We start from the raw sequence: 23,210 nt of genomic DNA, 5'->3' as shown, positions 1-23,210 counted from the left end.
GCGAAACCAGCATAACCGGGTTTTCCCGATAGGAAAAAATAGCAAAGCGGCGGGCCGATGGCGCTCTGGTTTTCCCTATCGGGAAAGTGGGTAGCCATTTTGAATGGTCTGATCAGGTGAAATAGCGAGTTGTTCCGCTTTCGGCCAAAAGCGGACATTTAGCCAAAGCAGGTATAGCGGATGAGTTAAGCCGAGCCGCGAAGCGGCATCGGCTTGAATGAATTGTTAGAGCGCACCGAGACTGCCAATGTGCTTCTCCAACATTTCGCTCGATTCTTTGGCTCTCAGGTAGCCAATACTAAGATACCAATCAACAAGTTGATCGGTATCTGGCTCTTGGTTTAGTGCATATGGCTTTATCTGCAGCAATCTGCAACCGAGCTGAAGTGCGTGCTTCTCTCCGTACTCAATCAGGGATTTTCCGATGCCTTGCCTCCGAAATTGAGGAAGCACGTATACTTCATATATGAACCCAAGATTTTTCTCTTTCCAATCTTCGTAAGATAGAAGCCCCGCCTCTTGTCCATTGACTAGCGCCGCGAACTCACATGACCTTCTGGCATGACCTCTTAAAGCACGCTCGCGAAGAGTTTCGTTATGAAGATCTTCCGGGGCGTTGATTGCTGAGATAACTAACATGCTCATGTCGTGTGATCTAATGCCAAGCTTTGGGGCAGCTGAAGCGCTGCGTAAGCCATCCCAGCCGCGATAGCGGTGACAACAGCACCTTATTAGAAAACCTTACCACGTTACATCTACTACGATTTTTCCATTCGCATCGCGCTGTTCAACTGATTGGGTGCGATTGAAGCCTTTAATTGAAGTGTGATCCGTATGAACTACAGAACCTACTTTATTCCCGCTTAAATCCAAAACTGCATATGTCCAGATATCAGTCTCAGCCATAGTGCCTTTTGAACGATGGCTTTCTTGCTTTAAGGTTTCGCCTGGATTCAACTTAACTCTATCTTTCAATGCTCGATCTCCATTGGTTATCTAACGCCGCGCTCTGCGGCAAATTTGAAGCGCAGCGTAAAATTTGTCCGACAACAGCGCCTTGTTAGGCAAGGTGCTCAAGTTTTCCAAAATGTAAAACGTGAAGAAGCTCCTCAAATAATCGGAGTCACCAATCCAGCTTCCTGGATTAGCGTATCTATTAGTTTCAATAGCTTAGACACGTTATAACTACCATCAAGCAAGTCGTTATCGGACTGCTCGTGAAAGTTCTTTGAATAGGATTCTTTGTAATCTAAAATGCCATGCCATGCATCGATATCCTTTTTGAAATTACTCCATGTGACCTGTGCTGGAGGGTATTGATCTAGGTGAAGATCAAGATAACACTCAATCGCAGCAGCTCTACCATTTATATCAGAGGTACTAACCCCTTCAGGTCCGAGAGTTACAAACTCCCTAAATTCATCAAGATCAGGTAGTAGCATTGCCCTCATGTTGGTAGGAGAATTCAAATTTTCAAATTTGCGCAAAGCATCAACGCCCTCTGCGTCGTTATCGAAAACAAATAAGACCTGATTTAAGACCTCGATTCGTAACAGCCCCTCTGCAAACTTTACTAGATTGCCCGTTCCCCAATAAGGATGTCGTTCATCGACATCCACAAAATTGAAAAAATCCGCCACATCCGGACGTAAAATCTGTAGAGCTCGCTGAATAATGCGTGTATCTGATGTACCCTCGGTTGCTATCAGAACCTTTTGCTTTTGGAGTGCTCCAGCCCGAAACGCCTCTCGTTGAACCCATCCAGCATGAACAATAGGACCAAATTCCCAATTAACCTCAACATCAGAATTTTCTGTATTTTGCGCAAAAACCTGAAGCATAGATTCAGCACTAAGAACACAAACTCTTGAAGACAGATAACTGGCCTCAGACCAATAGAGATCTGAGCCACCAGGCCAAGGAACTCGATCAAATAATTCGACATCAGTTGCGAGACGACCTTGAGAAATAGTGTCTCGATCTTGTGTGTCATATTCTATATAGTCTTTTTTTAACTCAGACAGCGGATAGCGACATGCCAAGTGGCAAAACTCTTCAAACGTCAGATATTCCTTTTTTGATTCATCTGTATCAATCTCATTTGAGATCTCTTCCGCTTCTGCTATCAACGAATTGTATTCAGCGCGTGCCGCGTCAAGTGTATGGCCGAGTATGTTTAGTCGTGGTATAATCCGATATAAAGCCCTAGCAAAAGCCTCCTCCGCCTTTTCTACCTCATATTTTAATTCAGGATTTTCTTCATAATATTCGTAGTCTATTGACTCAGACTTTCGGCGTATTAAGTCACTATCTTGAAAAAGAAATCCATAATCTATGCCCATGTGATTTTTGGAATACGACAGAGAAACGTTCCCTGCGTACAGCTCTATCGATGTTCCCATTTAAATCACCTTCTTATTGCTAGCTTAATTAATCGCACTCGTGCTGCCTAACGCCGCAATCACGCGCTCGTCGCGTGCATTGCTTGGTTATGTTTATTTCACATGGCGATCCACTCGTTCCTTCAGGATGTCCATGAGCAGGGTACAGTTTGCCGTCTCGTATACGGAACCAAGGCGAACCACTTGTTCTTTCAGAGTGCCCATGCGCAGGGTACAGTTTGTCATCCCTGATTCGGTACCAAGGGGAACCACTTGTTCCTTCAGGGTGCCCATGAGCTGGATACAGTTTATCACCCCTAATACGGAACCAAGGCGATCCACTTGTTCCCTCGGGGTGCCCGTGTGCTGGATATACCTTAGCTTCCATAGCTAGCCCTATTTCGATTCAAAAACATAACGCCTAAGCTCAGCGGCGTTTAAGGCGACGCCTGCTTTGCGGCAGCAAAGCGGGTGGCGGGTCAGACGTCCGCTGCAGCGCATTGTTAGGCATCTCCTTCAGCGAGCCTATTGGCTCCGCAACTGAGCAGAAAATTGGCGGTCTCGTCGAATTGCTGTGGCTTACGCGTGGGATCCTCCGTTGATCCTTGAGGCACCCAGACAACCAGGCCCTCGCGCCCCCGAGTCATAAGGACGCGGTATGAATTTGTGATGAACCGCTGCCGGTCGCCGTTGACATTTGCCCAGCTATTTCCTCGAAACTGGCGATGCGCCCAAGTCCGTCCATTCCAAACCAGGTCGCCACCCCAGCACAATCCAACAAAGTCCAGTTCCAACCCTTGGGTCGTGTACTCATTTGCAGGAACTTCCAAGGCGAACGAAGAACGAACATCCTCTCGACCGTTGAGATACCACTGAGCGATCGCACTCCCGTCCGTCGCATTTAGTGTCACACCCAGACCATCTGCTCGTAAACGCCGTGCACCTGAACTAGCAACCAGGCCAAATCTACGCTCTCCACGCGCATGTACTTTTAGCCATTTCCTCGCAAGATCGATAGATCGAGTTACAAGTATTGGATAATCACCGAGTTCGCGGGCCAAGGTTGCCGCTTCAGGTGCATTGCCGCCCAAGACCAACGAAACCCACCGACTGAGCGAAGGCGAGCGAAAACTCCGCAACGGCACGGTTAATTCCAGATCCGGTTCAACAACGATATCCGCTGCTCCGGATAAGCTACCGACCCCAAGATTGGCCGTTGCATCGGAACCGACCGTAAAATCTGGCGGGCCGTATACGCACCATTTCTCTAGTTCAGTATTCGGCAAAGCTCTCAACGCTTTACCCCACTCGGCGATTCCGTTTTCTCCTGCATTGATTTCTTGTCCTCCGCCAACCAGTGCAACGATAGAACACCAATCTGGATGTCGCCCCATAATGTCTAGAAGAAGTTTGGGCTCTGAAGATGGTCGTCCGAACTTCTTTCGTCCGTAATCCTCATCCCAGGCCCGCTGGGCTTCATCGAAGACGATCACATGCTCATGAGGAGAGGAACCGTCATCATTTGTCAGATACTCTCTCAGAAAATCGATGATATGTTGAATTCGGGTTCGAACCGAATTTCTTGCTTCAGCTAGAGCGGGCTTAACTCCACGAGCCTTACGCCGCGACGCTTCATCACGAGCGAGAGCCTCTCGGAGAACAACAACCAATGGGGTGTTTCCAGAGAGGTAGACAATATCTCCCTGGTCTTCGACCCCAGATTCCACAGCACTGTGTACTACTTGCAAGCCAGCCAACGTCTTTCCGGACCCGGGGACGCCAGCGAGAAAAACCAATGACCGACCTCGCTTCCGTTTGGTTTCCTGAATAATCTCGACGACACGATTAGCCGATGCATCCAAATTGGAGGCATCGGCTTGAGCTATTTCGCGTACACCATGGCCAGCGAAAAGTGTAGTTGCCGCATCCACCACGGTAGGCACGGGTCGATACTGGCCCGACTCCCATTCGCGTATTTCATATCGCGCCGTTGGAACCGAGGTGCCTACCCGGACAAGAACGTTTGCTAGCCCTAATCCCCCTACGCAATGAACCTCAGCAACATCGGCCTCTTTAATCGTTGACACATAGGAAGTAGTTTTGGCCTCGGTACACCAAAGTACCGGAACTATGCTGATTCCAGCACTAGCTCCATGAAAATCACGTAGATCGAGACCGTACTCCTCTACCTGACGCCGGTCAGCAGATCGGAAGGTTGATTCTCCAACTTTGAGTTCAACTACTACGATCGCAGCGGGCGTCAAGATCAGCACATCAATGCGGCGTCGTAACCGATAGAGAGGATATTCAAGCAGGACAGGCCAACTTGCAGCATCTGGATGCAGACGTAGCAATGACCTCAGTTCTTCTTGCAGCTTTGGAACTGTGATATTCCACGATTCGGTTTGCGTCGTGTATTGCGAAGAAAACCCATCGGCGGCGTATTTGGAATGCAGTGCAGCAGCGACTTCCTCTAGTGAGATTCGGACGAATGCACCGGTCGTTGATGAATAGTAAGCCGTCATATCTGCACTAGATGCCTAACAGGTATTAGACAGCGCGCTCGTTTATTGACTTGAACGCGCATGCGAGTTCAACAATGTTATGTTGCACACTGTTTTCTCCAAAACATACTGAAAAATCGACATATTAAGTATAGCTTGGCCATATAACACCAATCATAGTGCCAGCTGCATAACACCGATGAGCGTGCAGGCAGCCTTTCCACCATGGCTCCTTTGGATCGCAAGCCGCCTTGATCTTCTTATGCCAACCCCCTAGCCGCGTTTTCTTCCGCAACGCCTAGTTAGTATCTGCACTAATGTAAACCAATGTTTTCTCCGAGTAACGACTCTGAGACCAATTCTCTAGTCAGGGTTGGCTTGGGCGTCATGTTCAGTAGGACGAGGTACCTGATACGGGGCGATGCGCATCGGGGAGTAGTCAAGGATCAATCCTGCGGCTCATCGATCCCTGACGGATGGTTCCGCTCAAACCGCGCCAGGGTTTCCTGTCGGAAGTAGCGTTTCAGCAGGTCGTAAAGCTCGGGGTAGACCTCGATCAGTTGATCCGGGGCGGTGAAGAAGAGTTCGCAGCAGACCGCGAAGCATTCGCCGGGGTGGGTGGCGGCGTAGTCGTCAATGGGGGTGGGTTCGTCGCGGGCGAGGTGGGCCTGCAGGTCGTCCCACACCGCGGTGAAGATGCGATGCCACTCTTGGGCGGTGACATCACTGTTGGCGGCGAGCGGGGGGAAGCCGTCCACATCCTGCGAGTTGCCCAGGTCGAGCTTGTGGGCGAATTCGTGAATGATGACGTTGTAGCCGGTGTAGTCGCCGCTTTCGGCGACATCGGGAATTGCCAGTACCACGGGGCCGCGCCAGGAGGTTTCCCCGGCGCGCTCGTCGACGTATTCGTGCATCACGCCGAAGTCGTCCATCTCCTCGACGTGGCGATGAAAGGCGTCCGGCAGCAGGATGATCTCGGTGACGTTGTCGAAGGCGGCGCTGGCGTCGCGGTCCGACCAGCCCAGCGTGAGCAGGCTGGCCTGGGCGGCGATGGCGAGCAGGGCGGTATCGTCGACTTCGACCCCGTCACCCGCCACCCAGCGCTTGCTCTGCAGCAGTTGCCAGGCGCGCGGACCGAGACGCTCGGCATCGGCGTCGTCGAGGTCGGCCAGCAGCGGCAGGCCGTGGCGAATCGACCGCCATGCCTCCGGGTCGAACGGCTGGCGCGAGCGTTGGCGGGCATCGCCGCTCAGGCCCAACCAGGCTTTCCACGAACCACTCCGTAAGCCCATCGATCAGTTCTCTTCCTGGCGCGCCCCGGATTTCCACGACCAGTCGCGCAGGCGCAGATCGAAAAGGTCGAGACGGCGATCCTTGAGGTTGGTCACCGCGCCTTCCGAGCGCACCAGCTTGAGCTTGGTCAGGTCGAGGTCCGAGAACATCACCATTTCGGTGTTGGGCGTGGTTTCCGACAGCACCGCATCGTGGGGGAAGGCGAAGTCCGACGGCGAGAAGACCGATGACTGGGCGTACTGGATGTCCAGGTTCTCGATCGAGGGCACGTTGCCCACGCTGCCGCAGACCACCACGTAGCACTCGTTCTCGATCGCGCGGGCCTGGGCGCAGTGGCGCACGCGCAGGTAGCTGTTCTTGGTGTCGGTCCAGAACGGCACGATCAGGATGTCCATGTCCTGCTCGGCCAGCAGTCGCGGCAGTTCGGGGAACTCCACGTCGTAGCAGATCAGGATGCCGACACGGCCGGCATCGGTCTCGAACACCTGCAGCTCGTCGCCGCCCTCGACCACCCAGTCGCGCCGCTCCTGCGGGGTGATGTGCAGCTTGGCCTGGCGGTCGATCCCGCCATCGCGATGGCACAGGTAGGCAACGTTGTAGAGCTTGCCATCCTCGCCCAGCTCGACCATCGAGCCGGCCACGATGTTGATGTTGTAGGAGACCGCCATGCGCGAGATCTCGGTCTTGAAGCGCTCGGTGAAGCCGGCCAGGAACTGGATCGCGGCGACCTGGTCGGTCTGGTCGGTCAACCCCATCAGCGGGGTGTTGAACAGCTCCGGGAAGACCGCGAAGTCGCTCTGGTAGTCGGAGATCGCATCGACGTAGAACTCGACCTGCTGCAGCACCGCCTCCACCGAGTCGAATTCGCGCATCTGCCACTGTACCGCGCCGATGCGGACCTGGGTGCGGCGGGTCTCGATGATCCGGCTGGCCGGTTCGTAGAGGATGTTGTTCCATTCGAGCAGGGTGGCGTAGCCCATCGACTTCTCGTCTTCGGGCAGATACTTGGTCAGCAGGCGCTTGACCAGGAAATCGTTGGCCAGCTGGAACGACAGGATCGGGTCGTAGAACTCCTTGCGCGCGACCCGATCGATGTACTCGGCGGGAGTCATCTCGTCGGCGTGCTGGTGGTAATTGGGAATCCTGCCGCCGGCGAGAATCGCGCGCAGGTTCATCGAGCGGCACAGGTCCTTGCGGGCCTCGTAGAGGCGTCGGCCAAGGCGATAGCCGCGGTAGGCCGGATCGATCAAGACGTCGAGGCCGTAGAGCGCATCGCCGTTGGCGTCGTTGAGGATGATCTCGCGATGCCCGATCAATTCGTCGTACTTGTGCGGGTTGGAGAAGCGGTCGTAGTCGACCAGCACCGTGAGCGCGACACCGACGATCTTGCCGTCGTCCTCGATGATGATCTGGCCGTCGGCGAACTCGCCGATCAGCTTGTCGATCGTCAGCTTCGACCAGGCGCCGCCGATGTCGTCGTAGACGGCATCCATCAGTCGCTTGAGCTGCGGGTAGTCCTCGGGCGTGAGGTTGCGCAGATTGAGGTGCAGTTCTTCCAAAGACATTGAGCGCCTGACTCCATCCGGGAAAAGAAATAGGGCGTCGCCAACCAGGCTCTGACCAACGGGCGTTTAATGACAAAGTCTAACACGCCGAGCTCCCCGCGCCCCCGCGGTATCGGGATCTGAATCACCGAAGCTGGGCTAATGGACCCTTAAGAAAGAAGCCGGTCTGCCGACAATGTTACCCGCGAACCTAATTTTTCTTTGCGACGGCGACAAGTCGAACGCGCCGCCGGAGATGCTGCATGAGACGATTACTTCCGGTCTGCCTGGGGCTGATGCTGTCGGTGACGAGCGTTGTCGCCGAGGCTCGGCCGCTGACGGACGATGGCCGACTGACGTTCAGCGGCTTCGGCACCCTGGGGCTGGTACACAGCAATCAGGGCGATGCTGGCTTCATTCGCGATATCAGCCAGCCCAAGGGGGCTGACAAGGGCTGGAGCGCGCGCACCGATTCACTGCTCGGCGCCCAGGTCGGCTATCGCCTTACCGATGAGCTGGATGCGGTGGTGCAGGGCATCAGCCGTTATGGCCAGGACGGCAACTACCGACCCGAAGTGAGTTGGGCGTTCCTGCGTTACCGGCCGGACCCCAGCGTGCAGTTGCGCGTCGGGCGGCTGGGGTGGGACGTGTATCAGCTCGCCGACTCGCGCTACGTCGGTTACGCCTACCCTTGGGCGCGGCCGCCGGTGGATCACTTCGGCATCCTGCAACTGACCCATATCGATGGCGGCGATGTCACCTTCAAGCAGCCGGTCGGCAGCGACCTGATGCTGCTCAAGCTCTATGCCGGGCGCTCGAGCAGCAAGATCTATCTGATCGACGACCTCTCTGCGGATTTCGATGTCGACAGCGTCTACGGTGGTCATGTCGACTACGAGACGGGGCCGTGGCGATTCCGGACCAGCTATACCGAAGTCCACTCCGATGTCGGCTTCTCGGGCAGCGTAGCCGACCAGATCGAGCAGATCCCGTTTCTCGCTCTCGATGCGGATACCGTTCTTGGCGATATCTTCGGCTTCGACCGGATTCGGTTATTCTCCCTGGGAACGCTCTATGATCGCGGCCCGCTGCAGGTTCAGGTGATGTGGAACCGCAGCCAGACCAGCCGCCACGAGGGACAGATCGACTCGGGCTTCGTCTCGGTGGGGTATCGCATCGACCGGGTAACGCCCTATGTGGTGGCATCCCGCGTCGAGACATCGTCCACCAACCCCGATAACAGCGATATCGATCAGCGGACCTGGTCGCTGGGGGCACGTTACGACGTGACCACCAACATGGCACTGAAAGCGCAGTTCGATCGTATCGATACGCGGAGCCCGGGCTTCCTGTGGCGACAAGACGACAGTGACTGGAACGGGGGCTGGAGTTCTGTCTTCAGCCTCGGTCTGGACTTCATTTTCTAGGGGAATGTCCATGAACCGAGTCCAAAGGCTTCTCATCGCCTCCACCTTCTCTGCCACCCTGGTCGTTGCCGTTCCCGTCAGCGCCGACATCGCGGTGGTGGTCAACGCCGGCAGCGGTATCGAGCGGCTGACCCAGAGCGACGTGGTCAATATCTTCATGGGGCGCTACCGCAAGCTTCCCACCGGCAACGTTGCGCTGCCCGTGGATTCCACCACGCTCAAGGCGCGATTCTACCGGGCGCTGGTCAACAAAGATCTGGCCGAGATCAACTCCTACTGGGCCCGGCTGGTGTTTTCCGGCGAGGCATCGCCGCCGCAGCAGATCGCCACCATCGACGACGTGCACCAGTTGGTGACCCAGAACATGAATGCCTTGAGCTACGTCGATGGTGGCCAGGTACCCGACGACATGCACGTCGTGCTGATGTTGAGCGAGTGATCGCATGTCTCGCCTGTTGCTGCTGCTGCACACCCGGCTGGCGCTGCGTACGACCGCGATCATCCTGATGATCGTCACGCTGCTGGGCGTCGTGTTCCTCGCCCTGGCCGTCTACCTGCGGGCGGAGAGCGTTCAGCGGGAGCAGCAGTCACGGATTCAGGAACTGCTGACGACGGTGGAGCGAACCGCGCAGATCGGCTGCTTTCTGGGCGACCGGCATCTGGCGCAGGAGGTGACGGATGGCCTGCTCAGCAACAATATCGTCAGCGCCGTGAGTATCGATGCCAGCGACGGCACGACGCTCGCCAGCGGTCGCGCCGATCCGGAAGGGGAGCCGGCGACCAGTGTCGTCCGGGAGATCTTCTCACCCTTCGAGCCGGAAACGTCGGTCTGCCGGATCACGGTGGCGCCGGATCAGGACTTCATCGACAAGCTCGTGTCGCAGGCCTCGACTTTCATCGGCGGCGCTTTGCTGCTGCAGCTGGTCGGTATCGGGCTCTGTGTCGTGCTGGTGGTGGTGCGGTTCGTTACCCGGCCGATCACCGGTCTCTCGCATCGGCTGAGCGAGCTGGAGGCGGAAACCGGACAGCAGTTGCAGGCGCCACGCGGCAACAGGGACGACGAGATCGGCCAACTCGTCATCAGCGTCAATGCCATGATCGACAACCTGGTCCAGAGTCTGGGCGAGGAGCGTCGGCTACGGCTCGAGCGCGAGGTCGAGGAGCGTCGCTACCGGGCGATCTTCGACAATGTGGAAGCGGGGATCTTCGAGCTCGACAGCGCCGGCTTCGTCCGCTCGGCCAACCCAGCCTTCCGGCGGCTGTTCGACATGGCGACCGGCACCGATCTAGAACGTCACCCGGTCGCTTTTGCCGCGCTGGTCGGCGATGGAGACGGTGCCACGCACGCTTTCGCGGTCGACGACGAGGCCGGCGGCTACGAGCGCCAGTGGGAAGTGGCGCTGGACAGCGGCGAGCGGCAGCGCTGGATCAGCCTGATCCTGAGCCCGCTCGAGACGGGGCGGCTGCAAGGGGTGGCGCACGACGTCACCGAGCGCAAGAGAGCCGCGGATGCTGCCGAGAAAATGGCGATGACCGACCCCTTGACCGGCTTGGGCAACCGTCGGGGCTTCGACCACCGCCTAGCGGTGATGGCGCGTCACCATCGGCTGTATCCGGAGCGCTGCCATGCGCTGATCACGCTGGATTTCGATCATTTCAAGCAGATCAACGATACCTACGGTCACCAGGTCGGCGATCGTGCGCTGTGCCATGTCGGTGGCATTCTGGCCGGGCTGATGCGTCAGCGCGACTACGTCGCCCGCCTGGGAGGCGACGAGTTCGTCGTGCTGCTGGAAGGGTGCGACCAGCGCAGTGACGTCGAGGTGGTGCTGGAGCGCTTTCTCGACCGCCTCCGGAAACCGTTCGAGGTGGAGGGCGATATCGAGATCGTGATCGGGGTCAGTATCGGTATCGCCATGGTGGGGCTGGATACCGAGGATGCCGAGCAGGCGGTTCGATTCTCCGACATCGCGATGTATGCCGCCAAGCGTGCCGGTCGCAATACCTGGCGGTTCTACGAGCCCGTCACCCAGTCCTGATTCATTCCCGGGCCAGAATCACCAACTGCCGGGATTCACGACGTTCCCCTTGGCCACCGCCCGTCAGCTCGGCCGGTACATCTTGAAGTTCTGCTCCTGGCTGATCTCGAAGTAGTCCGCCGGGCCGCCGCCGCGCAGGATCGGCCGGGCGGCGGCGGTTTGATAGACGCCGTCTTCGAGGAGTGTCGGATCGATATGCACGCCGACCACCTCACCCAGCACCATCCAGGTTTCCAGCTTGTCGCCAGCGGCGGACTGGAGCTGCAGCGTCTGGGTCAGGCGGCACTCGAACACGACCTGGGCTTCCTTCACGTGCGGGACGCTCACCACGCGCGACTCGGCCGGCGTCAGCCCGGCGAGTTGGAATTCATCCACCTCGGGTTCCACCGCCGCGCAGCTGGCGTTCATTGGCTCCGCCAGCGCCCGGGTCGCCAGCTGCCAGCAGAACTCGCCGGTCGCTTCGATATTGCGCACGCTGTCCTTGTAACCGACGCTGGCGAAGCCGACGATCGGCGGCGTGTAGTTGAAGCCGTTGAAGAAGCTGTACGGCGCGAGGTTCAGATGGCCCGCGGCACTGCGGGAGGAAATCCAGCCGATGGGGCGGGGGCCGACGATGGCGTTGAACGGATCGTGGGGCAGGCCATGGCCACGGCTGGGTTCGTAGAAGTGAGCATCGGTAGGCATCGGACGTCTTTTACTGAGGGTAGGCTGTCATTGAGGGGCGAGTCTGGGCAAACGACGGTCGGTGGCGATGAACGCCACCGACCGGACTTCGGTTTCACGGGCGCAGGCTGGTCACTTGCGCACGATACGATAGATGCCGAGCAGCACGATCGCGCCGATCACGGCGATCACGAAACTGCCGAAGTTGAAACCGGAAACGTCACCGAAACCGAGAGCGGTACCGATCCAGCCGCCGACGACCGCGCCCAGAATCCCGAGGATGATCGTGACGATGAAGCCACCCGGATCCTTGCCCGGCATGATCAGTTTGGCAATGGCCCCGGCGATCAGGCCGAAGATGATCCACGCAATAATTCCCATGGCGTCTATCCCTGTTGATTCATGGTAAGTCTTTCATGCCAGCGGCATGCCATCCTGACATGCCTTCTCGGAACCTAGTCGTAGATCGGCGAAACGACAAGCGAGATCGTGGCTATCATCATGTTCTGCGCTCGGTTTCCGGGCATCATGGTGCAGAGGTCGCGCTGGCGGGAGGCACCTCCAAGTGCCAATCGACGGGGAGGGAGTCATGTCTGCAGGCGGAGTCGAACAGGCGATCGTTCGGCGGGTGTGGACGCCGGATCGGTTGTCGATCGGATTGACGCTGCCGCTGATGCCGCGCGGCCAGGCAGTGGTCGATGTCGTCGAACAGCGGCGTCTGGCCAGACTCGCCGACGATGCCGGGTTTCGCGCGCTGTGGATTCGAGACGTGCCGCTCAACAGTCGCGACTATCCCGATCCGGTCGGCCATCTGGACCCGTGGAGCTGGTTGGGTGCGTTGGCGGTGGAAACGAGTCGGGTCGCACTGATCAGTGGCGCCATCGTGCTCACGCTGCGGCACCCCCTGCATATCGCCAAGGCGGCCGCATCGGTCGCCACGCTCTCGGAGGGTCGCTTCATCCTGGGGTTGGGGTCCGGCGATCGGCCGCCCGAGTTTGCCGCCTTCGGCGAGGACGTCGGCGAGCGGCGGCGGCTGTTCGCGGATCACTGGCAAGTCGTGGCGGAAGCGCTGGGCTCGCCGCAGCAAGTCATCCCCGACCGCCGCGAGGCAGGTTCTCCCGAATTCCAGCTGCGACCGCAGCCACCGGTGCCCGTGCCGCTACTGGCGGTCGGTTCGGGTGGCCAGAGCGTCAACTGGATTGCCCGCCACGCGATCGGCTGGATGACCTATCATCGTGAACCGGCCCAGCAGCTCGATCGCTACCGGATGTGGCGTGCGGCGGTAGAGCGGAGCGTGCCTGGCGAGTTCCGCGGATTCGGCGAGGCGATGCGTCTCGAGCTCGACGCCGATCCGGGCGCGCCGGCGACGCCGATCGAGCTGGGCTACCGTGCCGGCCGTGACGCCCTCGTCGAGGTGCTGGACGCGCTCAGAGAGATGGGCGTTCACCACGTGGCGCTGAATCTAGGTCTCGAGGAGTGGCCGGCCGACGCCATCATCGAAGAGCTGGCCGCTCACGTGCTGCCGCACTTTCATCGGCCCTGATACATCGGCCTTGGCTCATCAGCCTCCGACCGTTCAAGCGTCGCGCCGGAACGCCCGGGTGCGGCCCTATTCGGAGTGGCTGGCCAGGAACGTCAGCGTGCGGCCATGGGCCAGCGCGGACGCATGCTGGTTGTAGCTGGCCCGCGACCAGCAGTTGAAGCCGTGTTCCGCACCGCCGTAGAGGTGGACCTCGATATCCGTGTTACCGGCAAAGGCCTGGCGGGTCTGTTCGACGTGTTCCAGCGGGATATGGTCATCCTCGGCGCCGAAGTGGAACTGGGCCGGGACCTTGAGCTCGTCGGCACGCGGCAGGTATTCGGTCACTCCGCCGGCGTAGTAGCAGATCGCCGCATCGACGCCGGCATCCAGGCCGCAGAGGTAGGAGAGCACGCCGCCCATGCAGTAGCCGACCGAGGCGATCGGGCCGTCGCAGGTGGGGCTTGCGCGCAGCGCCTTGACCGCGGCGCGGAGATCGCTGATCGCCGTGGGGTAGTCCAGCGCCTGCTTGTGGGCTACCGCCGCCTTCCAGTCGTCACCGTCGTAGCCGAGTTCCACCCCCGGCTCGTCGCGCCAGAACATGTCCGGTGCGATCACGGTATAGCCATCCATGGCGTACTGCTCTGCGACGCCGCGAATATGGCCATTGACGCCGAAGATCTCCTGGATCAACAGGATCCCGGGGCCCTTGCCCTTGTGTGGAAGGGCCTGGTACGCCTTGAAGGTCTTGCCGTCTTCGGCGGTGATCTCGATCCATTCGGTCTTGATGTTCGTCTGGGAATCGCTCTGAGACATGGGGTTCTCCTGATGGGCGGTTGGCTGAACTTGAGATGAATGGTGAAGCCCGAAGGAGGAAGTTTAGCAGGGCAACGACACTTTGCCGCGCGAACCCGACTCGTGACATGACGAAGCGGAGATGCCGAACGTCTCGGCGTGAAACGTGCAGCCATTGCGCCTACGCTAGGCGCTCCGCCCTTCATCCCGAACCTAGTCGTCAGGAGTCGCATGGACGCACACAGCCCGACCTGGATCGCCGCTCAAATCGGCGGGTTCGTCGCCCTCGGCTTCATCATCGCGGCATTTGCCAGCCGCCAGGACGATCGGCTGCTGCTCTATCTCATTTTCGCCAACGTCGCCTTCGCCGTGCATTTTCTGCTGTTCGGAGAGGCGGTCGCGGCCGGCATGTCGGTCCTGGTCGTCGTCAGGATCTGGCTGGCGCGGCGGTTTCCGCGACGCCAGCCGCTCATGTGGCTGGTGCTGATCGCGACGGGGGCCGTGGCCGTGGCGACCTGGCAATCCTGGTACGACATCTTCCCGCTGCTTGCCGCCGTCTTCGGCACCCTGGCGATGTTTCTGCTGCGCGGCCTGCCGATGCGGGTACTGCTGGCGGGTGTGGCGCTGTGCTGGCTCGCCAACGCGCTGATCATCGGTTCGATCGGTGGCTTCATCGCCGAGTTGCTGGCGCTGGGTACCAACCTTGTCACCATGTGGCGAATCCACCGCGCCAAGCGTCGATGCGAGTCAGGCTGACTACGAGGTGCGAGACCCGCTTTTCAGAAACCGTCCGTCTCAACACAAGGGAGTGCATCCATGTTCAACTCGACTCGGGGCCTGAAGGCGGGGGTGTTCTGTCTAGTCGTCGTACTGGCATTCACGGTCTGTGTCGTCGGGCCCTGGGCGCTGACGAAGTGGGCGGAAAGTCGCTTCACCCGATCGCTGGGGGAGCCCGTCCGGATCGAACGCGTTAGTTTCAACCCGTTTACTGCGACCGCGGCATTCTCGACGCTGCGAATCGGCGATTCCGACACCCCGATGATCTCGGTCGACTCGGGCGAGGTCGTGTTCTCGTGGTCGACGCTCTGGCACGCCGGCATTCATATCTCGGCGGTGCGCCTCGATTCCCCCCGTCTCCACCTGATTTCACCCCCATCCGGGCCGCTCAATCTGGCAACGCTGGGCAGCCGTTCGTCGTCGAGCGATACCGCGTCCCATGACGGGGCATCGCTCACCATCGACCGCATCGAGGCGAGCCACGGCCGGATCGACTGGCAGGATCGTCGGGTTTCGGGAGAGCCGTCGCTGGCTGCCACGGAGGTGAGCGTCACGCTGAACGGTTATCAGCGTTCCGGCGATTCGCCAATGCAGGGCCAAGCCTCCGGCAAGCTCGGCGGTGGTCAGGTCGACCTCGAAGGGCGCTTCGGGATCATGCCGTTGACCGGCGACTTGGCGGTGACGGCGCAACGGCTGGCCGCTTCCACCATCGACCCCTGGTTGACGGCAGCGATGCCGGCGCGGATCGACGAGGGTCGCGTCGACCTCGATGGGCAGCTCCGTTTCGGCGCAGCCGCGAGCGCCTCGGTCGCCTACCGGGGGCAGGTGACGCTCGAGGGGCTCTCCACGGTTGGCCAGCAGGACCAGCCGTTATTCTCGCTGGATCGCGGCGTCTTCGAGGGTGTCGATTACGCCACCGGCGATCATCTCGTAGTCGACTCGTCGCATCTCGCCGCCCCGACACTGACAGCGCTGATCGGCGATGACGGACGTTTCAATCTCGCAGCGTCCTTTGCCGGCGGGCAAGACAGTCATTCGACGGCCAACCCCAACGACGACGAGCGAGAGTCGGGAACCCACGCTTCGCAACGTGAGGGCGGCGATGCTGGCGCCGCCCCCCGAGGCGACGATTCTTCCAATCAAGGCGAGAGCGGGGGCGGAGAGAAGGCCCAGGCCAAGGGGCCGGCCGTCGCCCTGCATCGTCTCGAGGTCGAGGGAGGGACGTTCGATTTCGAAGATCGGCGCATGTCGCCGACCGTTTCGCTCGATGTCGGCGAGTTGAACGGCCAGCTCACTCGGTTCGATACCCGCAGCGACGAGCCGGCGCACTATCGCTTCGATGGCAGGGAGAGTGACGGTACGCCGGTGGTGATCGAAGGGAGCGCCAGCCTCGGCGATGCACCCAGCGGTCGCATGCGCCTGACCACTCAACACCTGGCACTCTCGCTGTTCGCGCCCTATATCCAGCGTTTCGCCGGCTATCGCATCGAACAGGGCACCGCGGACCTCGAGCTCAACTACCGTCTGCAAGGCGGTACCTTGACCGCGCAGAATCACATCATTCTCAAGCAGCTGGACCTGGGCAAGGAGATCGACGAAGACGCGACCTCGCTGCCGCTGAAGAATTTGATCGGGCTGCTGCAGGCCGAGACGGGAGTGATCAACCTGGACATTCCCATCGAGACGACCATCGACGGGAACACCCAGGTGGATATGAGCAAGGTGGTGTGGCAGGCGCTGACCGAGTCGCTCAGCAACATCGTCACTTCGCCGATCGATTCCCTGCAGGCGCTGATAGGGAGTGACGGTTGAATCGGTGATAAGCACCGACCGACGATCGTCACTCGAAGACGTCGTCGCTGGAGGGGTCCCTAGCAGCGTCTATCAGCGGCGAGCGCCGAGAACCCGCCGGTCACCAACGTCTTCGGGTTCACTCTCCAGCGCCTGCTGGCGCGCGTCGTAATCCCTTCGGGCCGTTTCGACCTGGTGATGGTATTGCAGCGTCCATTGATGCAGCGCCTGGAAAGGCGCCTTGAGCGTTCGGCCGAGCGGTGTGATCCGGTACTCCACGGCCACCGGCGCCGACGCGATCACGCGGCGTTCGACGATACCATTGCGTTCCAATCGACGCAGTGTATGGCTCAGTGCCTTCTGGGTGATACCTTCCAACCGGCGCTTGAGCGCGTTGAAGCGCAGCGGTTCGTGGCACAGTGCGGCCAGCACCAGCACCGACCACTTGTCCGCGATCTGATCGAGAATCACGCGGCTGGGGCAATTGGCCGCGGCTGTCGGGCACGATGAGTCGAGCATGTGGTTTCCTCGAGGATACCTGGTGAGTTGAAAGTGGCCGATGGGTATCAGGTATAAATCCTATACCACGATTCCCAACTCATCACCTGGAGCATTGTCATGGCCTCATCCAATGTCGACGCGCTGTTTCGGCCCTTTCAGTTGAAGTCGCTATCGCTCAAGAACCGCATCGTCATGGCGCCGATGACGCGGTCGTTTTCGCCGTCGGGCGTGCCCGGAGACAACGTGGCCGCTTACTATCGTCGGCGGGCCGAGCAAGAGGTCGGCCTGATCCTGTCCGAGGGCACCACCATCGATCGGCCGGCGGCGCGCAATGAACCGAACATCCCGTTCTTTCATGGCGAAGCGGCGCTGGCTGGCTGGCAACATGTCATCGATGGCGTGCATGAAGCGGGTGGCCGCATGGGGCCTCAGATCTGGCACGTGGGCTCGGTCGCCAGTTTTCTCACGGACTGGGTGCAGGACGTCCCTGTCGAGAGCCCGTCCGGTCTGGTCGCGCCCGGTCAGCCGCGCGGCGAGGCGATGAGTGAAGAGGCTATCGCCGATACGCTGGATGCCTATGCCCGCGCCGCGGCCGACGCCAAGCGGCTCGGTTTCGACACGGTCGAAATTCACGCGGCCCATGGCTATCTGATCGATCAGTTCTTCTGGGCGGCCACCAATCAGCGCAGCGATCGCTACGGCGGCGCCACGCTCAAGGAGCGTTCCCGCTTCGCCGCGGAAGTCGTCAAGAGCGTGCGCGATGCCGTCGGCCCCGATCTGCCGATCATCCTGCGCGTCAGCCAGTGGAAACAGCAGGACTTCGACGTACGTCTGGCCAACACGCCGGATGAGATGACCGACTGGCTGGCCCCGCTCGTGGAGGCCGGCGCGGATATCCTGCACTGCTCGCAGCGGCGGTTCTGGGAGCCGGAATATCCGGAACTCGATGGGCCGGAAGGTCTGAATTTTGCCGGCTGGGCCAAGAAACTCACGGGTGCACCCACGATCAGCGTCGGCTCGGTCGGTTTGTCCGGCGACTTCATGGGGGCCTTCAGCGGGGAGAGCTCCACCCCGGCCAGCCTGGAAAAGCTCGTGGACCGGATGGAACGCGACGAGTTCGATCTGATCGCCGTCGGTCGCGCCTTGCTGAGCGATCCGGCGTGGGTGAAGAAAGTGCATGCCCGCGATGAGACATCGCTGACCGACTTCACCAAGGAAGCGTTGACCGAGCTGTACTGACCCGCATTTGATCTCCGCAGCGGGTTCGGCCTGTCGCAGGGTGGTCCAGCAGCCGGTCGGCGCGGGAGATCGTGGCGGTGCAATCCGACCCCGAAAGCTCTCGAGCTAACGGGGTCTTCCCTCGAAGGAGCGGCTTCAGGCTGGTTTGCGCCGATCCGCGCGGACTCGCCGGCCACGAATGCAGTCGGCTTCGTGCGGCCCGTCGATCCACGGCTCGGCGATGCCCTGTTCGATCCATTCGGTCACCGCCGGATGCGCGAGCAGGCGCTCGGTGTAGGCCATGGCCGCAGTGCCGAGTTCGATGCCGTAACCGCGGATGCGCACCGCGACCGGGGCGAACATGGCGTCCACGGCAGTGAAGGCGTCACCGGCGAGCCATGGGCCGCCGAAGGTATCCAGTCCTTCCTGCCATAGCGCGTCGAGCCGAGCCAGATCTTTCCCCAGCGCCGCACTCGGCGCGCCCAGGTCGATGCTCAGCGAGCAGTTCATCGAGCACTCGTCGCGCAGGGCGGCAAAACCGGCATGCATCTCGGCGCTGGCACAGCGGGCCCAGGCCCGGGCAGCGCTGGCGGCCGGCCATACGCTCGGGTGAGCCTCGGCCAGGTACTCCACGATCGCCAGCGATTCCCACACCACCACTGCTTCATCGTGAAGGCAGGGGACCTTGGCGGTGGGCGAGAACGCCGCGAAGGCGCTCTGCTGGCCGTCACCCTCGAACGGGGTCATGACCTCCTCGAAGGGCAGGTCCAGCGCCCGCAGCAGCACCCAGGGCCGCATCGACCAGGATGAGTAGTTCTTGTTGGCGATGAAGAGTCGATAAACCATGGCTGTCTCCGGACGCGAGTTTCGTGGGGCTTAGCAAGACAGGTAGGTCGGAGCGCGACCCGGAACCTCCATGTCGATCGTGAGGATAGTCCCCGTCGCCGATTCGGTCATGTAGAGCGTCTTGCGGTCCGGCCCGCCGAACGTCAGATTGGTCAGCGTGCGGCCTTCGGTCTGGGATAGCAGCCGCCAGAGCGGCTGCCCGTATCGATCGAAGACCCAGACGCAGCCATTGCCTGCGTCACATACGAAGAGGTTGCCCGCTTCATCCAGCGCCAGGCCATCCGCCCCCGACACGCCCCCTGCCAATGGCACGAAGAGTCCCACTTTCCCAGCCGGGCCGTCATCCTTCAACGGAATTCGCCAGACCCCGTTGCCGCGGGTCATGGCGACGAAGAGTGCCTTTTCCTCCAGGTCGGTGACGAGCCCGTTGGGACTGATGCCGTTATCGATCAGACGATCCAGGCGCCGCGTGTCCGGGTCATAGCGGTAGACGCGACCCGAGGGATCCTGCAACCCCGTCTGACCCTGGTCGGTGAAGTAGAGCCGGCCGCGGTGATCGAAGAACAGATCGTTGATCCCCTTGAACCTCTCGCTGCCCACATGGGTCAGCAAGGGCTGCGGCTCTCCACCTGCCGGGTCGAGGGTCATCAGGCCGTGCCGGTAATCGGCGATCCATAAAAGGCCGTCCGGGCCGAAGCGCATGCCATTGGGCCAGCCGTCGTAGTCGGCGATGATTTCCCACCCGCCTTGCTCGTCGATTCTGAAGATACGGCCATGAGGGATATCGGTAACGAACAGGTTGCCGTCGCCATCGAAGAGCGGGCCCTCCAGAAAGCTCGGTACCGACTGCCCCGGCTTGTTGGCGGCGATCCATTCGGAGGAGGCATCGTATCGCTTCAGATGCTCGGGGATTCGGGTATAGACGTCGCACCGGCGCGTTTCGGGTGGTGGATACAGGCTCATGGAATCTGGCTCCTGGGTGTCGAGGAGTGCAACCCGCCACGGGCGCGCATCATCAGCACGACGATGACCAGCGAAGCCATGGCTGACAGCAGCAGACCCTGGGTGAGGGCGATGATGCCGGCGAACAGCATGATCAAGCGTTCGAGCGGATGCAGCGATCGGCGATAGTGACCCACGTTGGCGGCGCTGATGCCGATGGTCGCCAGTATCATCATGCCAACGGTGGCCATTAATGCTGGCAGGGAAGCCCAACTGACCGCTTCCAGGTTGATCTCGGGGTGATAGACCCAGGCAAACGGCAGTAGGAAGGCAACCAGCGAAAGGCGCAGGGCGCTCATCGCGATACTGAGGGTGGGCGCGCCGATGATGGCGGCGGCGGCGAAAACGGCAAGGGCCACCGGCGGCGTTATGGCCGAAAGCACGGCGTAATAGAACACGAACAGGTGGGTCTGCAACTTGTCGACGCCCAGGTCGAGAATCGCCGGCCCCGCCACGAAGATCACCATGAGATAAGAGGCAGCGGTGGGCAACCCCATGCCCAGCAGAATCGAACAGAAGGCGGCCAGAATGAGTGCGAGCAGTAGATTGCCTTCACCAAGACTGACGATGGCCTGGTTCAGTGTGACCCCAAGTCCGGTGACATTGACTGCGCCGATGACGATGCCGATGGCGGCGCATGAGATCAGCACGGCCAGCCCGTCGCGGCCTCCGTCGACAATGACGGACGTCCAGCCGCGGATACCCAAACGGGTGCCGGGTAGTAGCATCGCGACGACCATCACCACGGCGGCCGCTGACATGCCACACCAGGTTGGCGAGTAGCCCGCCAGCAGCAATCCGATCAGGGTCGCGAATCCCGTGACGAGCACGATGCCCTGGGCACGGCGGCGCGAGTCGAATGGCTCACTCCCGGTGTCTTCTGGGGCCAGGTTCAGGCGACCGGCCTCGAACGCCACTGCGGCCGATAGCGCGAGCAGGTAGAGAAAGGCCGGGATGACTGCCGCCAGCACGATGGTAGGGTAGGGAATGCCGGTGACTTCGGCCATGATGAAGGCGCCGACCCCCATGATGGGCGGCATCAACTGGCCTGAGCAGGAGGCGACCGCTTCGACGGCACCGGCGAAGCGCGGCTGATAGCCGGCGCGCTTCATCATCGGGATGGTCAGAACCCCGGTGGACATGACGTTGGCGGGTGCCGAGCCGTTGACCGAGCCAAACAGCGCCGACCCGATGATGGCGGCCTGCGCGGCGCCGGAGCGGCGGCCCTTGGCCAAGCGTAGCGCCAGGAAGTTGAAAAAGTCACCGGCACCAGTATGGCGCAATGCTGCGCCAAGAATGACGAACATGAGCACGACATCCACCACCGCACCCAGGGCGATACCGTAGATCCCCTGGTAGCCGTAGCTGACCTCGAGAACCTGATCGAGCCACAGCTTTCGGTGGCCGATGGCGCCCGGTAGGAAGTGTCCCCACAGCAGGTACGCGAGTGCGCCGCCGGTAATGGCGACCAGCGTCCAGCCTTCGACGCGCCTCGCCGCCTCCAGCACCAGCAGCGTACCCACGCCGTAGCAGAGCATGTCCCAATGGTTGGGAAGTCCCTCTCGATAGGCGGCAATCGCGTGATATTCGACGAGATAGTATCCGCTGGTGGCAATTGCCAGCAGTATCAGCACGGCGCTCAGGGCTCGGTCCAGCTTTGGGGCTCGCTGGGCCAGGGGGCCGGCCTTCAGGGCAAACGTCGCGACCAACCCCAGCAGCAAGGCTACGCCATACATGATCTGGGCCGGATAGCGTACGCCAAGCGTCGTCCAGATGATGAATAGGGTCAGACCGGCGCAGGCAGCCAACCCCAGCGTCTCGAGAGGCCGACCCGATGCGAGTGATGTTATCCGTGGCATCGTACTGTTCCTCGAGCGTTATTCGATCAATCCGATCTCTCGGAAATAGCGTGCCGCGCCCGGGTGCAGATCCGCGGTCAGACCTGTCGTGGCCTCGTTCAGCCGCAGCAGGTTGAGCGCCGCGCTGGTGCGTTTGATGGCATCGAGATTGCCCCAGAGCGCTTTTGTCAGCTCATAGGCGGTGTCGTCATCCATATCGCCACTGACGACGAACATGTATGGAAAACTCCAGAAATGGGTCGTTTCGTCCGAGGAAACGCGATCCTCGTAGGCTGCGGTGATTTCCTGTCGCGAAACCGGCTTCAGACGATAGTGCTCTCCCGCCGTAATATGCTCGCGAAACGCAGCCATGTGAGCCTCGTCCGGCGAGATGAAGCGCAGTTTCATGGTGCGGGAGGCGTTGTCGATGGCGGCTTGCGGCAGGCCGCCCCAGACGAAGGTGCCGTCCAGTCTGCCGTTGGACATTTGATTGAAGGCATCGGTGTAATCGATGTACTGCGTATCGACACTCTCCTCGGGATCCAGGTCGTAAGCCTCGAGGAAGGCACTGCTGACCCGGCCGGCATTGCCGCCGGGGCGGCCGATGGCCAGGCTGTGCCCTTTCAGGTCGGCGAAGGAGTTGATGCCGCTCTCCTCTCGCACGACGTACTGGCCGGCGCTCGTGCTGATGGCGAACAGGCTCTTCAGGCCGGCATACGCCTCGGTCAGCCGGTCGGGGTCTTCGCTGAAGTTGCCCCTTTTGTTGACCGCATCCAGGTAGTGGGGGGCGCCGATGACGGCGATGTCCAGCCTGCCCGCTGCGAGCTGCCGCAAGCCATTGACGCTGCCGTTGTCGACGACGGTCAGACGGTCTTCATCGCTCTGTTTGGCCAGGGCGCTGGACCAGGCAACGGCCAAGGCATAATCGTCGGATGTCTGCGAGGTGGCGCTGACGACGAAATCGTCCGCGTGCACGGTCGCGGTGGACAGGCCAATGGCAACGGTAGCCGCCATCAGCGAGCGTAGGGTCAGGCTGGTGTTCATGAGTGTCTCTCCGGTTCTGCAGTGCGGG

The 23,210-nt window shown here is 60.4% G+C and carries 21 protein-coding genes; 7 read left to right on the top strand and 14 right to left on the bottom strand.

Translation table 11 applies throughout. The features are described from left to right. Positions 1 to 225: 225 nt before the first annotated feature. The 6 genes from AAGT95_RS01810 to AAGT95_RS01785 all read right to left on the bottom strand — a co-directional run bounded on the left by AAGT95_RS01810 (position 226) and on the right by AAGT95_RS01785 (position 7,743). Entirely contained in the window at positions 226 to 639 is a 414-nt protein-coding gene (locus AAGT95_RS01810; RefSeq protein ID WP_157958330.1) for a GNAT family N-acetyltransferase, read from the bottom strand. A gap of 102 nt (positions 640 to 741) precedes the next feature. Next, on the bottom strand, positions 742 to 975 hold the full coding sequence (locus AAGT95_RS01805; RefSeq protein ID WP_110597927.1) for a hypothetical protein: 234 nt from the start codon (positions 973 to 975) through the stop codon (positions 742 to 744). A 134-nt stretch (positions 976 to 1,109) separates the two neighbouring features. Continuing rightward, the gene (locus AAGT95_RS01800) at positions 1,110 to 2,402 is read right to left on the bottom strand and encodes a HEPN/Toprim-associated domain-containing protein (protein WP_342595328.1); all 1,293 of its coding nucleotides are present in this window, start codon (positions 2,400 to 2,402) and stop codon (positions 1,110 to 1,112) included. Between the two features lie 482 nt (positions 2,403 to 2,884). Beyond that, the gene (locus tag AAGT95_RS01795; RefSeq protein WP_110597925.1) at positions 2,885 to 4,906 is read right to left on the bottom strand and encodes a DNA/RNA helicase domain-containing protein; all 2,022 of its coding nucleotides are present in this window, start codon (positions 4,904 to 4,906) and stop codon (positions 2,885 to 2,887) included. A gap of 425 nt (positions 4,907 to 5,331) precedes the next feature. Further along, positions 5,332 to 6,177 (bottom strand): zinc-dependent peptidase, encoded by an 846-nt coding sequence (locus AAGT95_RS01790; protein ID WP_110597924.1) that lies wholly within the window; start codon positions 6,175 to 6,177, stop codon positions 5,332 to 5,334. Positions 6,178 to 6,180: 3 nt separating this feature from the next. Further along, positions 6,181 to 7,743, bottom strand: coding sequence for a bifunctional GNAT family N-acetyltransferase/carbon-nitrogen hydrolase family protein (locus tag AAGT95_RS01785; protein ID WP_110597923.1), 1,563 nt, complete (start codon positions 7,741 to 7,743; stop codon positions 6,181 to 6,183). Between the two features lie 242 nt (positions 7,744 to 7,985). Between AAGT95_RS01785 and AAGT95_RS01780 the strand changes: the two genes are divergently transcribed. From AAGT95_RS01780 to AAGT95_RS01770, 3 genes are read left to right on the top strand one after another with little or no spacing between them, the layout of a single operon-like run. After that, complete coding sequence (locus AAGT95_RS01780) at positions 7,986 to 9,149, top strand: porin (RefSeq protein WP_342595327.1); 1,164 nt, start codon at positions 7,986 to 7,988, stop codon at positions 9,147 to 9,149. 10 nt (positions 9,150 to 9,159) lie between these two features. Beyond that, entirely contained in the window at positions 9,160 to 9,588 is a 429-nt protein-coding gene (locus tag AAGT95_RS01775; protein ID WP_342595326.1) for a hypothetical protein, read from the top strand. 4 nt (positions 9,589 to 9,592) lie between these two features. Next, the gene (locus tag AAGT95_RS01770; RefSeq protein WP_342595325.1) at positions 9,593 to 11,188 is read left to right on the top strand and encodes a sensor domain-containing diguanylate cyclase; all 1,596 of its coding nucleotides are present in this window, start codon (positions 9,593 to 9,595) and stop codon (positions 11,186 to 11,188) included. Between the two features lie 63 nt (positions 11,189 to 11,251). Here AAGT95_RS01770 and AAGT95_RS01765 read toward each other — a convergent pair whose 3' ends face one another. Further along, positions 11,252 to 11,872 carry a flavin reductase family protein gene (locus AAGT95_RS01765; protein ID WP_342595324.1) on the bottom strand — a complete coding sequence of 207 codons (621 nt, stop codon included), beginning with the start codon at positions 11,870 to 11,872 and terminating at the stop codon, positions 11,252 to 11,254. A gap of 111 nt (positions 11,873 to 11,983) precedes the next feature. Then, positions 11,984 to 12,232 carry a GlsB/YeaQ/YmgE family stress response membrane protein gene (locus tag AAGT95_RS01760; RefSeq protein ID WP_110597918.1) on the bottom strand — a complete coding sequence of 83 codons (249 nt, stop codon included), beginning with the start codon at positions 12,230 to 12,232 and terminating at the stop codon, positions 11,984 to 11,986. A gap of 208 nt (positions 12,233 to 12,440) precedes the next feature. Between AAGT95_RS01760 and AAGT95_RS01755 the strand changes: the two genes are divergently transcribed. Next, the gene (locus AAGT95_RS01755) at positions 12,441 to 13,394 is read left to right on the top strand and encodes a TIGR03571 family LLM class oxidoreductase (protein WP_342595323.1); all 954 of its coding nucleotides are present in this window, start codon (positions 12,441 to 12,443) and stop codon (positions 13,392 to 13,394) included. A 66-nt stretch (positions 13,395 to 13,460) separates the two neighbouring features. Here the strand turns inward: AAGT95_RS01755 and AAGT95_RS01750 are convergent, their stop codons facing one another. After that, positions 13,461 to 14,186 carry a dienelactone hydrolase family protein gene (locus AAGT95_RS01750; RefSeq protein WP_110597916.1) on the bottom strand — a complete coding sequence of 242 codons (726 nt, stop codon included), beginning with the start codon at positions 14,184 to 14,186 and terminating at the stop codon, positions 13,461 to 13,463. 210 nt (positions 14,187 to 14,396) lie between these two features. On the opposite strand from AAGT95_RS01750, the gene AAGT95_RS01745 reads away from it, so the two are divergent. Both AAGT95_RS01745 and AAGT95_RS01740 read left to right on the top strand, forming a co-directional pair. Next, positions 14,397 to 14,921 carry a YgjV family protein gene (locus tag AAGT95_RS01745; RefSeq protein WP_110707851.1) on the top strand — a complete coding sequence of 175 codons (525 nt, stop codon included), beginning with the start codon at positions 14,397 to 14,399 and terminating at the stop codon, positions 14,919 to 14,921. A gap of 60 nt (positions 14,922 to 14,981) precedes the next feature. Further along, positions 14,982 to 16,754: a DUF748 domain-containing protein gene (locus tag AAGT95_RS01740; RefSeq protein WP_110707850.1), complete on the top strand. Its 1,773-nt coding sequence runs from the start codon at positions 14,982 to 14,984 to the stop codon at positions 16,752 to 16,754. A gap of 72 nt (positions 16,755 to 16,826) precedes the next feature. Here the strand turns inward: AAGT95_RS01740 and AAGT95_RS01735 are convergent, their stop codons facing one another. After that, a complete protein-coding gene (locus tag AAGT95_RS01735; protein ID WP_110707849.1) occupies positions 16,827 to 17,252 on the bottom strand; it encodes a winged helix-turn-helix transcriptional regulator in 426 nt (141 codons plus the stop codon). A gap of 99 nt (positions 17,253 to 17,351) precedes the next feature. On the opposite strand from AAGT95_RS01735, the gene AAGT95_RS01730 reads away from it, so the two are divergent. Continuing rightward, complete coding sequence (locus AAGT95_RS01730; RefSeq protein ID WP_342595322.1) at positions 17,352 to 18,473, top strand: NADH:flavin oxidoreductase; 1,122 nt, start codon at positions 17,352 to 17,354, stop codon at positions 18,471 to 18,473. Positions 18,474 to 18,608: 135 nt separating this feature from the next. Here AAGT95_RS01730 and AAGT95_RS01725 read toward each other — a convergent pair whose 3' ends face one another. Genes AAGT95_RS01725 through AAGT95_RS01710 form a run of 4 tightly spaced genes read right to left on the bottom strand, consistent with a single transcriptional unit; the run spans position 18,609 to position 23,182 of the window. Further along, on the bottom strand, positions 18,609 to 19,298 hold the full coding sequence (locus AAGT95_RS01725) for a glutathione S-transferase family protein (RefSeq protein WP_342595321.1): 690 nt from the start codon (positions 19,296 to 19,298) through the stop codon (positions 18,609 to 18,611). Between the two features lie 30 nt (positions 19,299 to 19,328). After that, positions 19,329 to 20,261, bottom strand: a complete 933-nt coding sequence (locus AAGT95_RS01720) for an SMP-30/gluconolactonase/LRE family protein (RefSeq protein WP_342595320.1) — start codon at positions 20,259 to 20,261, stop codon at positions 19,329 to 19,331. Continuing rightward, positions 20,258 to 22,159: a TRAP transporter fused permease subunit gene (locus AAGT95_RS01715; protein ID WP_342595319.1), complete on the bottom strand. Its 1,902-nt coding sequence runs from the start codon at positions 22,157 to 22,159 to the stop codon at positions 20,258 to 20,260. The genes AAGT95_RS01720 and AAGT95_RS01715 overlap by 4 nt, the downstream gene beginning before the upstream one ends. Before the next feature lie 18 nt (positions 22,160 to 22,177). Next, complete coding sequence (locus AAGT95_RS01710) at positions 22,178 to 23,182, bottom strand: TAXI family TRAP transporter solute-binding subunit (protein ID WP_342595318.1); 1,005 nt, start codon at positions 23,180 to 23,182, stop codon at positions 22,178 to 22,180. Positions 23,183 to 23,210 lie beyond the last annotated feature (28 nt).

The organism is Salinicola lusitanus (genome assembly GCF_038648475.1).
GTDB lineage: Bacteria > Pseudomonadota > Gammaproteobacteria > Pseudomonadales > Halomonadaceae > Salinicola > Salinicola lusitanus.
The sequence above is the reverse complement of the archived record's forward strand: the minus strand, read 5'-3'. Positions and strand labels throughout refer to the sequence as shown.

What these genes read in the sequence shown, in the direction of transcription:
- AAGT95_RS01810 (WP_157958330.1), bottom strand. Translation starts at nt 639, where the DNA reads ATGTTAGTTATCTCAGCAATCAACGCCCCGGAAGATCTTCATAACGAA.
- AAGT95_RS01800 (WP_342595328.1), bottom strand. Translation starts at nt 2,402, where the DNA reads ATGGGAACATCGATAGAGCTGTACGCAGGGAACGTTTCTCTGTCGTAT.
- AAGT95_RS01795 (WP_110597925.1), bottom strand. Translation starts at nt 4,906, where the DNA reads ATGACGGCTTACTATTCATCAACGACCGGTGCATTCGTCCGAATCTCA.
- AAGT95_RS01790 (WP_110597924.1), bottom strand. Translation starts at nt 6,177, where the DNA reads ATGGGCTTACGGAGTGGTTCGTGGAAAGCCTGGTTGGGCCTGAGCGGC.
- AAGT95_RS01785 (WP_110597923.1), bottom strand. Translation starts at nt 7,743, where the DNA reads ATGTCTTTGGAAGAACTGCACCTCAATCTGCGCAACCTCACGCCCGAG.
- AAGT95_RS01780 (WP_342595327.1), top strand. Translation starts at nt 7,986, where the DNA reads ATGAGACGATTACTTCCGGTCTGCCTGGGGCTGATGCTGTCGGTGACG.
- AAGT95_RS01775 (WP_342595326.1), top strand. Translation starts at nt 9,160, where the DNA reads ATGAACCGAGTCCAAAGGCTTCTCATCGCCTCCACCTTCTCTGCCACC.
- AAGT95_RS01770 (WP_342595325.1), top strand. Translation starts at nt 9,593, where the DNA reads ATGTCTCGCCTGTTGCTGCTGCTGCACACCCGGCTGGCGCTGCGTACG.
- AAGT95_RS01765 (WP_342595324.1), bottom strand. Translation starts at nt 11,872, where the DNA reads ATGCCTACCGATGCTCACTTCTACGAACCCAGCCGTGGCCATGGCCTG.
- AAGT95_RS01760 (WP_110597918.1), bottom strand. Translation starts at nt 12,232, where the DNA reads ATGGGAATTATTGCGTGGATCATCTTCGGCCTGATCGCCGGGGCCATT.
- AAGT95_RS01755 (WP_342595323.1), top strand. Translation starts at nt 12,441, where the DNA reads ATGTCTGCAGGCGGAGTCGAACAGGCGATCGTTCGGCGGGTGTGGACG.
- AAGT95_RS01750 (WP_110597916.1), bottom strand. Translation starts at nt 14,186, where the DNA reads ATGTCTCAGAGCGATTCCCAGACGAACATCAAGACCGAATGGATCGAG.
- AAGT95_RS01745 (WP_110707851.1), top strand. Translation starts at nt 14,397, where the DNA reads ATGGACGCACACAGCCCGACCTGGATCGCCGCTCAAATCGGCGGGTTC.
- AAGT95_RS01740 (WP_110707850.1), top strand. Translation starts at nt 14,982, where the DNA reads ATGTTCAACTCGACTCGGGGCCTGAAGGCGGGGGTGTTCTGTCTAGTC.
- AAGT95_RS01735 (WP_110707849.1), bottom strand. Translation starts at nt 17,252, where the DNA reads ATGCTCGACTCATCGTGCCCGACAGCCGCGGCCAATTGCCCCAGCCGC.
- AAGT95_RS01730 (WP_342595322.1), top strand. Translation starts at nt 17,352, where the DNA reads ATGGCCTCATCCAATGTCGACGCGCTGTTTCGGCCCTTTCAGTTGAAG.
- AAGT95_RS01725 (WP_342595321.1), bottom strand. Translation starts at nt 19,298, where the DNA reads ATGGTTTATCGACTCTTCATCGCCAACAAGAACTACTCATCCTGGTCG.
- AAGT95_RS01720 (WP_342595320.1), bottom strand. Translation starts at nt 20,261, where the DNA reads ATGAGCCTGTATCCACCACCCGAAACGCGCCGGTGCGACGTCTATACC.
- AAGT95_RS01715 (WP_342595319.1), bottom strand. Translation starts at nt 22,159, where the DNA reads ATGCCACGGATAACATCACTCGCATCGGGTCGGCCTCTCGAGACGCTG.
- AAGT95_RS01710 (WP_342595318.1), bottom strand. Translation starts at nt 23,182, where the DNA reads ATGAACACCAGCCTGACCCTACGCTCGCTGATGGCGGCTACCGTTGCC.